The 12,954-nt window shown below is 60.5% G+C and carries 14 protein-coding genes and 1 tRNA gene; 6 read left to right on the top strand and 9 right to left on the bottom strand.

What is annotated here, in order from left to right; genetic code table 11:
- Positions 1–75: 75 nt before the first annotated feature.
- From ACZ1HH_RS08055 to ACZ1HH_RS08045, 3 genes are all read left to right on the top strand, one after another.
- A complete protein-coding gene (locus ACZ1HH_RS08055) occupies positions 76–561 on the top strand; it encodes a (2Fe-2S)-binding protein (protein WP_416368640.1) in 486 nt (161 codons plus the stop codon).
- A 154-nt stretch (positions 562–715) separates the two neighbouring features.
- Entirely contained in the window at positions 716–3,094 is a 2,379-nt protein-coding gene (locus ACZ1HH_RS08050; RefSeq protein WP_416368639.1) for a xanthine dehydrogenase family protein molybdopterin-binding subunit, read from the top strand.
- A 90-nt stretch (positions 3,095–3,184) separates the two neighbouring features.
- Positions 3,185–3,973: an FAD binding domain-containing protein gene (locus tag ACZ1HH_RS08045; RefSeq protein ID WP_011539092.1), complete on the top strand. Its 789-nt coding sequence runs from the start codon at positions 3,185–3,187 to the stop codon at positions 3,971–3,973.
- A 118-nt stretch (positions 3,974–4,091) separates the two neighbouring features.
- On the opposite strand, the gene infC is transcribed toward ACZ1HH_RS08045, so the two are convergent.
- Positions 4,092–4,553: a translation initiation factor IF-3 gene (gene infC / locus ACZ1HH_RS08040; RefSeq protein WP_254658892.1), complete on the bottom strand. Its 462-nt coding sequence runs from the start codon at positions 4,551–4,553 to the stop codon at positions 4,092–4,094.
- Positions 4,554–4,888: 335 nt separating this feature from the next.
- On the opposite strand from infC, the gene ACZ1HH_RS08035 reads away from it, so the two are divergent.
- Entirely contained in the window at positions 4,889–5,686 is a 798-nt protein-coding gene (locus ACZ1HH_RS08035) for a hypothetical protein (protein ID WP_472636334.1), read from the top strand.
- Positions 5,687–5,838: 152 nt separating this feature from the next.
- Here ACZ1HH_RS08035 and ACZ1HH_RS08030 read toward each other — a convergent pair whose 3' ends face one another.
- The 6 genes from ACZ1HH_RS08030 to cobA all read right to left on the bottom strand — a co-directional run bounded on the left by ACZ1HH_RS08030 (position 5,839) and on the right by cobA (position 10,784).
- Positions 5,839–6,711, bottom strand: coding sequence for a ferredoxin--NADP reductase (locus ACZ1HH_RS08030; RefSeq protein WP_472636333.1), 873 nt, complete (start codon positions 6,709–6,711; stop codon positions 5,839–5,841).
- Positions 6,712–6,876: 165 nt separating this feature from the next.
- Positions 6,877–7,281, bottom strand: a complete 405-nt coding sequence (locus tag ACZ1HH_RS08025) for a DUF934 domain-containing protein (protein ID WP_472636332.1) — start codon at positions 7,279–7,281, stop codon at positions 6,877–6,879.
- A gap of 5 nt (positions 7,282–7,286) precedes the next feature.
- Positions 7,287–8,048 carry a phosphoadenylyl-sulfate reductase gene (locus tag ACZ1HH_RS08020; protein WP_472636331.1) on the bottom strand — a complete coding sequence of 254 codons (762 nt, stop codon included), beginning with the start codon at positions 8,046–8,048 and terminating at the stop codon, positions 7,287–7,289.
- Between the two features lie 3 nt (positions 8,049–8,051).
- Positions 8,052–9,719 (bottom strand): nitrite/sulfite reductase, encoded by a 1,668-nt coding sequence (locus tag ACZ1HH_RS08015; protein ID WP_472636330.1) that lies wholly within the window; start codon positions 9,717–9,719, stop codon positions 8,052–8,054.
- The gene (locus ACZ1HH_RS08010; RefSeq protein ID WP_011539085.1) at positions 9,712–10,032 is read right to left on the bottom strand and encodes a DUF2849 domain-containing protein; all 321 of its coding nucleotides are present in this window, start codon (positions 10,030–10,032) and stop codon (positions 9,712–9,714) included. Before ACZ1HH_RS08010 ends, ACZ1HH_RS08015 begins: the two co-directional genes overlap by 8 nt.
- Positions 10,032–10,784 carry a uroporphyrinogen-III C-methyltransferase gene (gene cobA, locus ACZ1HH_RS08005; RefSeq protein WP_472637313.1) on the bottom strand — a complete coding sequence of 251 codons (753 nt, stop codon included), beginning with the start codon at positions 10,782–10,784 and terminating at the stop codon, positions 10,032–10,034. The genes ACZ1HH_RS08010 and cobA overlap by 1 nt, the downstream gene beginning before the upstream one ends.
- A gap of 210 nt (positions 10,785–10,994) precedes the next feature.
- Between cobA and ACZ1HH_RS08000 the strand changes: the two genes are divergently transcribed.
- Entirely contained in the window at positions 10,995–11,474 is a 480-nt protein-coding gene (locus ACZ1HH_RS08000; RefSeq protein ID WP_011539083.1) for an Lrp/AsnC family transcriptional regulator, read from the top strand.
- A 176-nt stretch (positions 11,475–11,650) separates the two neighbouring features.
- Positions 11,651–11,724: transfer RNA gene (locus ACZ1HH_RS07995), tRNA-Cys, on the top strand.
- A 298-nt stretch (positions 11,725–12,022) separates the two neighbouring features.
- On the opposite strand, the gene ACZ1HH_RS07990 is transcribed toward ACZ1HH_RS07995, so the two are convergent.
- Positions 12,023–12,292 carry a DUF982 domain-containing protein gene (locus tag ACZ1HH_RS07990; RefSeq protein ID WP_044026799.1) on the bottom strand — a complete coding sequence of 90 codons (270 nt, stop codon included), beginning with the start codon at positions 12,290–12,292 and terminating at the stop codon, positions 12,023–12,025.
- A 440-nt stretch (positions 12,293–12,732) separates the two neighbouring features.
- Positions 12,733–12,948, bottom strand: coding sequence for a hypothetical protein (locus tag ACZ1HH_RS07985; RefSeq protein WP_044026798.1), 216 nt, complete (start codon positions 12,946–12,948; stop codon positions 12,733–12,735).
- Positions 12,949–12,954: the final 6 nt, after the last annotated feature.

Raw genomic sequence — 12,954 nt, 5'->3', positions numbered from 1 at the left:
ATCCTCGCGCGATCTGCTGACCCGTGATTAACTGGGTTTAGCCAGATAAAAAGAATTCAAGCTAGGGAGGAATTTATGACGAAGGTCTCGATGACCGTGAATGGCAACCCCGTGTCCGGGGATGTCGAAGGTCGCACACTTTTGGTGTCATTCCTGCGGGATCAGCAGGGGCTGACCGGCACCCATGTGGGCTGCGATACCAGCCAATGTGGCGCCTGCGTTGTCCACGTGGATGGCAAGGCGGTAAAATCCTGCACCATGCTCGCGCTGGAAGCCGAAGGGGCCGAGGTCGCCACCATCGAGGGTCAAGCCGCACCCGACGGCACGCTCAATGCGATTCAGGCGGCATTTCAGGAACATCACGGGCTTCAGTGCGGTTTTTGCACGCCGGGCATGGTGATGTCGGCGGCGGCGCTCTTGAAAGAGAACCCCAAGCCCTCGGAAGCCGAGATCCGCCACTACCTTGAGGGCAATCTCTGTCGCTGCACCGGCTATCACAACATCGTCAAAGCGATCATGGCCGCCTCCGGTCAGGACGTCTCTGCCATCGCGGCGGAATAAGCCCCAAGAGAGAGCACAGCCTGTCATCAGATGGGCTGCAAGTAACCCGTGACAATCCAGCGGATCAGTTCTGGTCTGGCTGCGGCGGGAAGAGGAGCCCGACGCGCCGCATGACGAGAAAGCCCGGTTCGCAATTCTGGGAGGAGTGTGGATTATGCCTAAGGATATTGAAGCCAAGGAAAGCGGCATAGGGGCCGCCACCAAACGGCGCGAAGACGTAAGGTTCCTGACGGGAACCGGGAATTATACTGACGACATCAATGTAAACGGTCAGGCCTATGTGCATTTCCTGCGCTCGGATGTGGCGCATGGGCGGATCACCTCGCTTGAGACTGCCGCAGCGGCGGCGATGCCGGGCGTGCTGCGGGTGTTCACCGGGGCAGATTTCGAAGGCGTCGGAGGACTGCCCTGCGGCTGGCAGGTGACGGATCGCTTTGGTGAGGTGATGCAGGAACCTGCCCACCCGGTGCTGGCGCAGGGCAAGGTGCGCCATGTGGGTGATCCGATCGCCGCGGTGGTGGCCGAGAGCGCCGAATTGGCTCGCGATGCCGCCGAGGCGATCGAACTGGAGATCGAAGAGCTTCCGGCAGTGATCGACATGAAGGCCGCTCTTGCTGAGGAGGCCCCGAAGGTACATGACGATCTGACGTCAAACCTCTGTTATGATTGGGGCTTTGTCGAAGAGAACAAGGATGCGGTGGCCAAGGCCTTTGATGAGGCCGCCCATGTAACCACGCTCGAGTTGGTCAACAATCGTTTGGTCGCCAACCCGATGGAGCCGCGCGTGGCGGTGGGCGATTTCAACCGCGCTACCGGCGAAAGCACGCTTTATACTACAAGCCAGAACCCGCATGTGATCCGGCTCCTGATGGGCGCCTTTGTGCTCGGCATTCCGGAGCATAAATTGCGCGTGGTGGCCCCGGATGTGGGGGGCGGGTTTGGCTCCAAGATCTTCCACTACGCCGAAGAAGCGTTTTGCACCTTTGCTGCCAAGGCGCTCAATCGTGCGGTAAAATGGACCTCCTCGCGGTCCGAGGCTTTCATGTCGGATGCCCATGGCCGCGATCATGTGACCAAGATCGAACTGGCGCTGGATGCAGACAACAACTTCACCGCTCTGCGCACCGAAACTTACGCCAATATGGGGGCGTATCTCTCGACCTTCGCGCCCTCGGTGCCGACCTGGCTGCATGGCACGCTGATGGCGGGCAACTACAAGACGCCGCTCATTTATGTGAACGTCAAGGCGGTCTTTACCAATACGGTGCCAGTCGATGCCTATCGCGGCGCTGGGCGTCCCGAGGCGACCTTCCAGTTGGAGCGCGTCATCGACAAGGCGGCGCGCGAGCTGGATGTCGACCCGATTGCGCTCCGACGGCAGAACTTTGTCACCGAGTTCCCCTATGCCACGCCTGTGGCGGTGGAATATGACACCGGCGACTATGTGGCGACGATGGATAAGCTCGAAGAGATTGCGGATATCGCAGGCTTTGCCGCGCGCCGCGCCGAGAGCGAGAAAACCGGCAAGCTGCGCGGTCTGGGTGTCAACTGCTATATCGAAGCCTGTGGTATCGCTCCCTCGAACCTCGTGGGTCAACTTGGTGCGCGCGCAGGGCTCTATGAGAGTGCGACGGTACGCGTCAATGCAACTGGCGGTATCGTGGTGATGACCGGCAGTCACAGCCATGGGCAAGGGCATGAGACGTCCTTTCCGCAGGTGATCGCCGAGATGATCGGCATCCCCGAGGATATGGTGGAGATCGAGCACGGCGACACCAACAACGCGCCGATGGGCATGGGCACCTATGGCTCGCGTTCCTTGGCGGTGGGCGGCTCTGCCATGGTGCGCGCGACCGAAAAGATCATCAGCAAGGCCAAGAAGATCGCGGCGCATCTGATGGAGGCTTCGGACGCCGATATTGAGCTCAAGGACGGGAGGTTCTCGGTGGCAGGCACGGATAAATCCGTGGCCTGGGGCGATGTGACCTTGGCGGCTTATGTGCCACATAACTACCCGCTCGAAGAGATCGAACCGGGGCTGGAGGAGACGGCCTTCTATGATCCGGCGAACTTTACCTATCCGGCTGGCGCTTATGCCTGTGAGGTCGAAGTGGATCCCGAGACTGGCAAAGTCACCATCGAGCGCTTTGCCGCTGCCGATGACTTTGGCAATATCGTCAACCCGATGATTGTGGACGGTCAGGTTCACGGCGGAATTGGACAGGGCATTGGGCAGGCGCTTCTGGAGGGCTGTGTCTATGACGAGGATGGTCAGCTCTTGTCCGCGAGCTTCATGGATTACGCCATGCCGCGCGCGGATGATGTGCCGTTTTATCAGGTGGATCATTCCTGCCAGACCCCCTGCACGCATAACCCTCTTGGGGTGAAAGGCTGCGGAGAGGCCGGGGCAATTGGATCTCCGCCAGCGGTGGTCAATGCGGTGGTGGATGCGCTGCGCTCTGCCGGGAAGGATGTCACCCACATCGACATGCCGCTGACGCCGGCGCGGGTCTGGGCGGCGATGCAAGGTTGAGATGGCGGAGCGGGGGCCAGCCCCCGCACCCCCGGGATATTTATGAGAAGATGAAGGAGCCCAAGGGCGATCCTTCGGAAAGGAAGAGCGATGTATGAGTTTGAATTCGCACGTCCCGAAACGGTGGCTGATGCGGTACAGGCGCTGAGCGAAGAGGATGCGCAGGCGCTGGGCGGGGGACAGACGTTGATCCCGACGTTGAAACAGCGTTTGGCGATGCCCTCGACGCTGGTGAGCCTCGGCGGGATCGCGGAGATCAGAGGGATCTGTCAGACAGATGATGGCAAACTGGCCATCGGCGGGGCGACGACCCACGCAGAGGTGGCAGAGGGCGCCGCGGCCTATCCGGCGCTTGCCGCCCTGGCGGGTCAGATCGGCGATCCGGCAGTGCGCAATCGTGGCACCATTGGCGGCTCACTTGCCAATAATGATCCCGCCGCCTGTTACCCGGCCGCTGCTCTGGCCAGCGGGGCCACGATTGTGACCAATGCCCGCGAGATCGCGGCGGATGACTATTTCCAGGGGATGTTCACCACCGCGCTTGAGGAAGGTGAGATCATCACCGAGGTGCGGTTCCCTGTGGCCGAGGCCGCGAATTACCAGAAGTTTCTGCAGCCGGCGTCGCGGTTTGCGATGGTCGGGGTGTTCGTCGCGAAATTTGCCGATGGTGTTCGGGTGGCGGTCACAGGTGCCTCTGAGGAAGGCGTGTTCCGCTGGCGCGAGGCGGAGGCTGCGCTCTCGGGCGCTTTCAGCGCTGATGCGATTTCAGGCCTGTCGGTAGAGGCCGAGGGCATGATCGGCGACATCCATGGCACCAAGGACTATCGCGCGCATCTCGTGACCGTGATGACCAAACGTGCCGTTGCGGCCGCGGGCTGAGTAAGGCTCGATTTCGATCATTGAAAGCTAAAAAGCCTCCCTTGCGTATCAAGGGAGGCTTTTTTTATGTGCAACCGGGCACAGTGACCTGCGTCATGCGGGGCCCCGTCAGGGAATATTACTTGCTCGGAAGCGGGCCGATCATCATGATCATCTGACGGCCCTCCATCTTCGGCATGTTTTCGACCTTGCCGAGTTCCTTGATGTCTTCGGCAACGCGCTGAAGCAGCTCACGTCCCAGGTTCTGGTGCGCCATCTCGCGGCCACGGAATCGCAGGGTCACTTTGACCTTATCTCCGTTCTCCAGGAACTTGATCACGTTGCGCATCTTCACATCGTAGTCATGGGTATCCGTGTTGGGACGGAACTTGACCTCTTTGACCTCGATGATCTTCTGCTTCTTGCGCGCTTCGCTCTCGCGTTTTTGCTGTTCATACTTGAACTTGCCGAAGTCCATGATCTTGCAGACCGGCGGCGTGGCGTTTGGCGAGATCTCGACAAGGTCGAGACCGGCCTCTTCGGCCATCTGCATCGCCTTGGCGGGATGCACAACGCCGACGTTTTCGCCTTCAGCCCCGATCAGGCGGATTTCGGGAGCGCGGATTTTGTCGTTGACGCGCGGGCCAGTGTCACGGGTTGGCGGCGCGTTATGAGGTCTGCGAGCTATGGGTTCTATCCTTTGATAATTGCAGAAATTTGAGCCGGGAATTTAATCGGTGTCGGACTGTCTTGCAAGCCGGAAACACAAGGGATTTTGCGATTGGCAAGAGTTTTCACGCAGCGCTCGGAACGGGTGGCGGCCCATTGCCGAGGGGAGTGCGGCGAAAGACTTCCCCCTTGTTGTATCCCTCGATTAAGCAGAAGTACATCTGCAATCCGTCCCGCGTCGGGACGTCAGCATGGAAGGATATTGCCATGAAAATTGCAGGAGTGGGCGCCGCTATTGGTTTGGTGGTGGTTGCAGGGGCCGTTTGGTACCTCAATCAGCCCGAGGACCAGCCCGTCACCGATATGCCCGCCGAGGTCGCCAATGAAGCGGCCCCAGTCACAACCGAGGACACCGAGGCAGCCGCAGAGGTTGAAACCGGCGAACCTGAAGCGGGCGACCTGCAGGAGCAGGCGCAAGAGGCTGTTGATGCGATTGCCGAAACAGCCGAGACGGCCGTAGATCAGGCCACAGAGGCGGTTGAAAACGCCGCTGATGCAGCTTCTGAAGCAGCCGAGAACCTGGTTGAGGGGGCAGGCGAGACGGTAGAGGCCGTTCAGGAACAAGCCGAAGCTGCCGTTGCCGCAGCCGAGGAAGAGGCCGTAGCGGCGGTCGAGGCGGCACAGGACGGTGTTGCAGACGCCGTTGAGGGCGCGCAGGAGAGCGCATCCGAGGCCGTCAGCACCGTAACCGAAGGGGCGGCGGACTTGGCCACAGAGGCGCAGAACACTGCGGATGCCGCAGCTGATGCCGTCACCGAAGCTGCTACACCTGAGGTTGAGGCGGATGCGACCGCAGATGTCACCGCGGCTGCAGAGGCCGAGACGCCAGCCGCCCTGCTGACGCCTGAGGGTTTCAACTACGACCGTGTGATCGAGCTCATCGAGGGCTCCGAGTTGGACCCGCTGAAAAAGACTGCGCTGAAGTCCGCGATCACGCAGGCACGTGATAACCCGGATCTGTTGAAGGCAGCGCTGCAATCGGCGCGCACCGCATTGGGTCTCTGACCCCCTCGCACCGCTTTGTGAAAAACGTCCCAAACGCCCCGTTCCTCGGGGCGTTTTTTATTGAGCTGTGTCAGCAAGGCACTGTTCTAAATAGAAAACGCCCCCGCAGCATGCGTGCGGGGGCGTTTTTGTGAGACGCTGTCAAAGCCTCCTCAGTCGAGGAAGGCTTTTTCCACCACAAAATGCGCAGGCTTGGAATTGGCACCTTCTTCCAGGCCATAGGTATTCTCGAAGAGATCCTTGAGCTCGAGGTTGAAGGCAAGGTTGCCGCAGATCATTGCGCGGTCGCTTTCCGGGTTCAGCGGCGGCACGCCCAGATCTGCAAAGGCTTCGCCCGAGCGCATCAGGTCGGTGATGCGGCCCATCTTGGCGCTCTCTTCGCGGGTGGTGGTCGGGTAGTATTTGATCTTCTTCCAGAATCCTTCGCCAATCACCTCATTGAGGAGCTCGTCTTCCTTCAGGCTCTCGATCAGCTCGCGGCCATAGGTCAGCTCGCCTACCTCGCGGCAGGTGTGGGTGATGATGACCTCATCATAGTCCTCATAGGTCTGCGGCTCGCGCAGCAGGGAGGCGAAGGGCGCAAAACCGGTGCCGGTTGCAAAGAACCAGATCCGCTTGCCGGGCAAAAGCGCATCGTGCACCAGCGTGCCCACCGGTTTGGGGCGCAGGATGATTTCATCGCCGACCTTGATATGCTGCAGTTTCGAGGTGAGCGGGCCGTCCTGAACCTTGATGGAGTAGAACTCCATTTCCTCGTCCCAGGAGGGCGATGCGATGGAATAGGCGCGCAGCAGGGGCTTTTGCTTGCCGGTCTTTGGGTCCGGGTCGCCCATCAGGCCGATCATCACAAACTCGCCCGATCGGAACCGCAGGGAGGCAGGCCGGGTGCAGCGGAAGGAAAACAGCCGGTCGGTCCAGTGTTTCACTTGCGTCACGGTCTGGGCGTCGGTCAGGGCGGGTTTGGCCTTTGCAGGCGCGGCGGCTTCGGTCACAGGCTCACTCACGGGCGTAATCTCGTTCATCATGTCTCTGCCGGTGGGATAAACCGGCACCTCTGATTAATCTTTGATCTAGGTCAGGGGAACCCCTCCTGCGACACTCTTGCGCAGAACGGGCCCTTGGGGTGCCCCTACGCGGTCCACTGCGCGCGCAGCTGGGGCAGGGGGCTGACGACGGGTCTTTGGGCTGGCTTAGCGCGCGGCGTTGGAATGCGCGCGCAGGCGGGCCTGGTAGTTGTGGCTCTGCCAGTTGGCGCGGAAAAGCCACTCGCCTTCTGGCTGGCGGGTGGCCAGATCGTCAGAGATTTCCACCTCGTCAAATCCCACCCGGCGCGCCATGGCATATTGATCCGAGATCACATGACCCTTGGCGCGCAGACGGCCGTCATATCCCATAAGGCGCAGCATGCGCGCAATGGTGAACCCGCGCCCATCCGCAAAAGAGGGAAAATCAACGCGGATCATCTCGACGCCGTCCAGCTGGTCCCTCAGCGTGGCAGGGTCTGTGTCGGAGGCCAGATCAAGCACATTTGCACCCTCAAAGCCGCCGGTCCAGTCGTCATGGGCAAAGCCCGTGTCGGTTACGATAACGCTCATATCACTCAAGCTCCTGTACGGACGAATTTGCCATCCACAACGTGGATGCCGCATTCTTCCTTGTTCTGGTTGCGCCAGCGACCGGCGCGGGGGTCTTCGCCTTCTGCGACCGGGCTGGTGCAGGGTTCGCAGCCGATCGATGGATAGCCCTTGGCCACCAGCGGGTGACGGGGCAGGCGGTTTTCATCCATATAGGCGCGCACGTCTTCGGGCGCCCAATGGGCCAGTGGGTTGATCTTCATTCGTCCGGTGCCATCCTCGACCTCAAAGAAGTCGAGCGCGGCGCGGGTGCCGGACTGAAACCGTTTACGCCCGGTAATCCAGCCGTCATAGCCGGAGAGCGCCTTTTGCAGCGGAATGGTCTTGCGCAGGGTGCAGCAGGCGTCGGTGTCGGAAAACCGCATGGCGCCATAGGGGTCTTTTTCGGCGATGTCATCCGCCTTGATGACATGCACATTCCTGAGGCCTAGGCGCTCGCTCACTTCTTGCTGGTAGACCAGCGTCTCGGTGAACAAGAGTTCCGTGTCCACAAAGAGCACCGGCACGGAGGGGTCGATCACGGCGGCCATATGCAACAGCACCACCGATTCCGCCCCAAAGGACGACACCAGCGCGATATCGCCCGCATCCCGCAGCGCCCCTTCCATCACGGAGGTGGCCGAGTGGTGTTTGAAGCGGGCATTGAGCGCCGCAACCTGCTCGGCCAGGGCCTCAGCGCTGCCAGCAGCGGCGGGATGGCCCCTGATCTCCTGATCTATACGGGTCATCCCTCAGGCCACCTTTTTCTCGGAGGCCGGGTAGAGCGCTGCCTTGAAGGGCTCCATGCCGACGCGGCGGTAGGTTTGCAGGAACTCTTCTTCGGCGCTCTCGCGTTGCTCCAGATAGGTCTCGACGATGCGCTCCACCGCGGGGACGATTTCGTCATAGGCAAAGCCCGGTCCGGTCCGCGTGCCGATGGCTGCAGTTTCGGTCGCATCCCCACCCAGCGTGATCTGATAGTTCTCGACGCCCGCGCGATCCAGACCAAGGATGCCGATGTGTCCGACATGGTGGTGGCCGCAGGCGTTGATGCAGCCGGAGATCTTGATCTGCAGATGGCCAATGTCGTGCTCGAGTTTCAGATCCTCGAACCGGGTGGCGATTTCCTGCGCCACGGGGATCGAGCGAGCGGTGGCCAGCGCGCAGTAATCCATGCCCGGGCAGGCAATGATGTCCGAGATCAGGCCGATGTTCGCGGTCGCCAGATCCGCCGCCTTCAGGCGCGCGTGGATTGCGGGCAGATCGTTCTTGTGCACATGCGGCAGGATTACGTTCTGCTCGTGGCTGATGCGCAGCTCGCCATAGGCGAACTCTTCGGCGATATCAGCCATGGCGTACATCTGCGCGGCGGTTGCATCGCCCGGCGTGGCGCCATGTTTCTTGATCGAGATGGTCGCGATCGCATGCCCCGGCGCCTTGTGTTCGGCGAGGTTGGTGTCAGCCCAGGCGCGGAACACAGGATCGGAGTCATAAGCGGCGTCAAACGCCTCGGTGCCTTCGCTGCGGAACTCGGGCGCGGCAAAGTGGCGCTTGATGTCCTGAAACAACGCTTGATCTGCGCCGCCAAAGGTCGGGCGCACTTGCGCAAAACGCTCTTCGGTCAGCTCGCGGATCTTCTCCAGTCCGAGCTCGTGCACGGTGATCTTGATGCGGGCCTTGTACTTGTTGTCGCGACGGCCAAGCTGGTTCCAGACCGAGATCACGCTCTCGATGTAGGGCAGGAGGTCATCGGCGGCGACAAAGTCATTGAGCACCTTGCCGATCATCGGCGTACGGCCAAGGCCACCGCCGACCAGCACCTGGTAGCCCACTTCGCCGTCCTCGTTCTTGACGATCTTGACCGCCAAGTCATGTGCCTTCAGGACCGCGCGATCGTTGGAGGCCCCGGAGACGGCGATCTTGAACTTACGGCCCATGAACTGAAACTCCGGGTGATCGGTGGACCACTGGCGGATTAGCTCTGCGATGGGGCGGGGATCTTCGATCTCATCTGCGGCGGCACCGGCAAAATGGTCGGCCGTCACGTTGCGGATCGTGTTGCCCGAGGTCTGGATCGCATGCAGGTTCACCTCTGCCAGCGCGTCCAGCATGTCTGGCACATCCTTCAGTTTGGGCCAGTTGTACTGGATGTTCTGACGGGTGGTGAAATGGCCGTAGCCCTTGTCCCACTTCTCAGCGAGCAGTGCGAGCGCGCGCATCTGATTGGGGTTCAGCGTGCCATAGGGGATCGCAACCCGCAGCATATAGGCGTGCAGCTGGAGATAGAGACCGTTCATCAGGCGCAGCGGCTTGAACTCATCCTCGGTCAGCGCGCCCGCGATGCGGCGCTCCACCTGGGCACGGAACTGGCGATTGCGCTCTGCGAGAAAGGCGGAGTCGAAGTCGTTGTACTTATACATTTGCGGTGGCCTCCAGTTTGGCTTCCTGCTTGCCGTGGGCATAGTTCGACGGGCCGGTGCGGCGGAATTCTTCACGGAAATGAGTGGGTTCCGGACCCTGTTCCCCGGCTTTCGCATCCGCGAGATAGGCACCAACCGCAATCTGAGCCTGGCTCTGGGCCTCCAGAAGACGCAACTGCGCCTCCGCTTCATCGGTGATCAATTCCGCCTCGCTCAAAGCGCGGGTCCAGTCATTTTCAGCCGTGAGGTAAATCACATCGCCTTCCAGCAAGTGATTGGCGGTGACAACTTTGGGGGTGAATGCACGGGCCATCAGGCAAGCTCCATCTGAAAGTCGGTAAGGGTGGCCGCCTGTCGCGGCGCAAGCCCAAGGAAGGTGAGCGCCGGGCCGCTGAAGTGCGCAGCGGCCAGATCGGCGGGCAAATGCTCCAGGGTGGTGGCCAACACACGCTGATCTGCGCGAGAGGCGTTTTCGACCACCGTCACGGGGGTTGCGAGATCGGCGCCATGCATCAGCATGCGCCCCTGCACAAAACGGGCGGATTTCTTGCCCATGTACACAGCTGCCACTTCGCCGCGGCGCGCAAGCTGGGCCCAGTCGTGGTCGGCAAACCCCTTCATGTCATGACCGGTCAGGAACCGCACCGAGGTATTGCGCCCCCGTTGTGTCAGGCTCTGACCAATGGCGGCGACGGCCGCCGAGGCGGCGGTAATCCCCGGCAGGATCTGCGTGTCGACATCTGCCGCTTCGCAGGCCGAGAGTTCTTCGTCCAGCCGGCCAAAGATGGTGGGGTCGCCCGATTTGAGCCGCAGCACCTTGAGGCCGCGTTTGGCGTGATGCACCAGTCGCGCGCAGATTTCTTCCTGCGCCATTGATGGCCCGAAGCCCTCTTTGCCGACATCTTCAAGCAACGCGCCCTCATGTGCCAGCGCCATGATGTCCTTGCTCACCAGCCGGTCAAAGAGGATGACATCCGCCTCACCAAGGGCCTTCAGCACCTTGAGCGTCAACAGATCCACATCGCCGGGACCGGAGCCCGCAAAGGCTACGACACCCGGACACATCACGCCCATGGCTCCCGGCAGGGGCGGCGTGAGGGGCGGGATATAATGCGTGTCGCGGGGCATCCATCGGTCCATTTTTTGGTGTTTGACGTGACCCTAGATATAGGAAATATTCCCCTCTCTGTGCTATATGGGCCGGGAAATAAGGACACATGTCTCACTGCCTTTCGCCGTGAGGTCCGCGCGTCCTGACTTGAGGAGAATTTTGGAATGACAGTGCGGATCGACGCGACGGACCGGAAAATTCTGGCGGAACTCCAGCGCGATGCGGGGCAGTCGCTGGATGAAATCGCCAAGCAAGTGGGCAGTTCCAAGACCCCGGTCTGGAATCGGATCCGCAAATTGCGCGAGGCTGGCGTGGTCGGTAATCAGACGGTGATCCTTGATGCCGAGGCCCTGGGGTTTGAGGCCTGTTTCTTCGTGCTGATCCGCACCTCGGAGCACGAAGCCAGCTGGCAGGCATCCTTCCTCAAGGCCCTGCAGGAGCGCCCCGAAGTTCAGGAAGCGCACCGCCTTGCGGGTGACATCGACTATATCCTGAAGGTTCGGGTGAAGAACGCGCGCGCCTATGACAAATTCTACCAGGCGCTGATCTCAGAGGTGCGGGTCCACAATGTGACGGCGCTCTTGTCGATGGAAGAGATCAAATCGACCACGCATCTCCCGCTCGAGCAAATTCGCGTCGACTGATCTTGCCTGCTTTGGACGATGACCGAGTGGCTCAGCTCGTCGAACTCGCGGTGGATTTTGCGGATGAATTTTCGCGCAGGAATGTGGTTTTGACCCTTGCACCTCGCTGGCAACCTTCATAAAAGCAGTGCACGCCCAGTGGCCGGACACCACCCGCCACATCGAGGTATCAAGGCGGCGAGTTGGCGGAGTGGTGACGCAGCGGATTGCAAATCCGTGTACACCGGTTCGATTCCGGTACTCGCCTCCACATAATCCACTCTGATGGTTTATTTCAGTCCTCCGACACCGCTTGTCGATCTTGGGCTCTGTTCTGCTTACGAACCTGGGCGTTCAATGCTGCGATCACGCGGGGCCGGTTGGGGGGGCACCGTCCAAGCTATGTTCCGCCGCGAAGCTAGATTTGCATGCGTGAATGTCTCGGTGGATGCCATTGGGAACGAAGGGTTTTATCCTCCCAATGATCCCAATTGACCTTTGCGGTCTGTTGCACGACGAGGGCGGGGCCGCTGTTTCTTTCAGCTGAAAGCCTTGCACGCCCTCTGCGTCTATGACGCCAGAGGCTGCGCGCTTTGATCTGCAATGTGAAACCCGGCGCTGCAGGCGGCGTCTTGAAATGCCGATCTTGCGTCCTGCACGGACCCCATGCATTCCATCGCGGCTTCGACTTGGGCCAGTGCAGCTCGGGCCGCGGAATCTGCAACAGGCCATTTGCGGCTGAGCCAATGGTGCGCCTTTTCAATGGTGCCAAAGGCCTCTTGAGTTCCGGTTTCAATCTCGGTCAGGACCATCTTCGGTCCCCAAAAAATCTCTATCATGTTCTCATCTTGAATTTGGTATGACGTGCCGTGAAGGCCCGTCCAATGTGGTGTCGCGCATCCGAAATTCCGCATGAGCGGGGGCGTATGTAGGCGCGCGCAGGTGAGGGCAACGGAGGGCCGAGATATCCCCCCAGTCTTCAGTGCTTTCTCGAAGAAGGTGCGTCGCTATCATCGCAGCGCGAGGAGTAGTCACGCAAAAGGCGATCTAAGCGATGCGCGCGCAGTGCGGATCTCGTGCCGCGTTGGTTACAGAGCGCGCTGTCGTATCGGGGTAGTAGTCTGTTGCCTCCGTGGCGAGGATGTCCCCGCCACGGAGCCTTCCGATGCGCCGCGGAGCACGCCCTTTCGAAAAAGAGTGAAATGCTCGACGCATGCATCTGGAAACACTGCATTTGCCACAAAAGGGCAGGTGGCAGTGCGCCTTTTTGTAGACCCGGTTACGTCTTTGGTTTCGGAGTATGTTTTTTCCTGAACGCTCTGAGACGGGCAACCTTTTCAGCGTTGGCTGCGGCTTCCTCGTCTCGGAGACGCTTGACTGTCTGGGTCGTGCGATCCGCCGCCGACATCACATCCGAAGTCTTTGACTTCGCTGCAGATACAGAGAGATGTGCAAAAATATCGACGTCGTCATCCTTTGCCGGGGTGTTGGTCATTTGTCC

This window comes from Epibacterium sp. HA2-3, assembly GCF_055693725.2.
Note: the sequence above shows the minus strand (reverse complement) of the source record. Positions and strands in the feature narration are given on the sequence as shown.

Excerpts from the sequence above, each read along its gene's own strand:
- ACZ1HH_RS07990 (WP_044026799.1), bottom strand. The coding sequence starts at position 12,292 with ATGATAGAGATTTTTTGGGGACCGAAGATGGTCCTGACCGAGATTGAA.
- ACZ1HH_RS08010 (WP_011539085.1), bottom strand. The coding sequence starts at position 10,032 with ATGGCCCGTGCATTCACCCCCAAAGTTGTCACCGCCAATCACTTGCTG.
- ACZ1HH_RS08015 (WP_472636330.1), bottom strand. The coding sequence starts at position 9,719 with ATGTATAAGTACAACGACTTCGACTCCGCCTTTCTCGCAGAGCGCAAT.
- ACZ1HH_RS07985 (WP_044026798.1), bottom strand. The coding sequence starts at position 12,948 with ATGACCAACACCCCGGCAAAGGATGACGACGTCGATATTTTTGCACAT.
- ACZ1HH_RS08025 (WP_472636332.1), bottom strand. The coding sequence starts at position 7,281 with ATGAGCGTTATCGTAACCGACACGGGCTTTGCCCATGACGACTGGACC.
- ACZ1HH_RS08030 (WP_472636333.1), bottom strand. The coding sequence starts at position 6,711 with ATGATGAACGAGATTACGCCCGTGAGTGAGCCTGTGACCGAAGCCGCC.
- ACZ1HH_RS08000 (WP_011539083.1), top strand. The coding sequence starts at position 10,995 with ATGACAGTGCGGATCGACGCGACGGACCGGAAAATTCTGGCGGAACTC.
- ACZ1HH_RS08050 (WP_416368639.1), top strand. The coding sequence starts at position 716 with ATGCCTAAGGATATTGAAGCCAAGGAAAGCGGCATAGGGGCCGCCACC.
- ACZ1HH_RS08020 (WP_472636331.1), bottom strand. The coding sequence starts at position 8,048 with ATGACCCGTATAGATCAGGAGATCAGGGGCCATCCCGCCGCTGCTGGC.
- ACZ1HH_RS08055 (WP_416368640.1), top strand. The coding sequence starts at position 76 with ATGACGAAGGTCTCGATGACCGTGAATGGCAACCCCGTGTCCGGGGAT.
- ACZ1HH_RS08035 (WP_472636334.1), top strand. The coding sequence starts at position 4,889 with ATGAAAATTGCAGGAGTGGGCGCCGCTATTGGTTTGGTGGTGGTTGCA.
- ACZ1HH_RS08045 (WP_011539092.1), top strand. The coding sequence starts at position 3,185 with ATGTATGAGTTTGAATTCGCACGTCCCGAAACGGTGGCTGATGCGGTA.
- cobA (WP_472637313.1), bottom strand. The coding sequence starts at position 10,784 with ATGTGTCCGGGTGTCGTAGCCTTTGCGGGCTCCGGTCCCGGCGATGTG.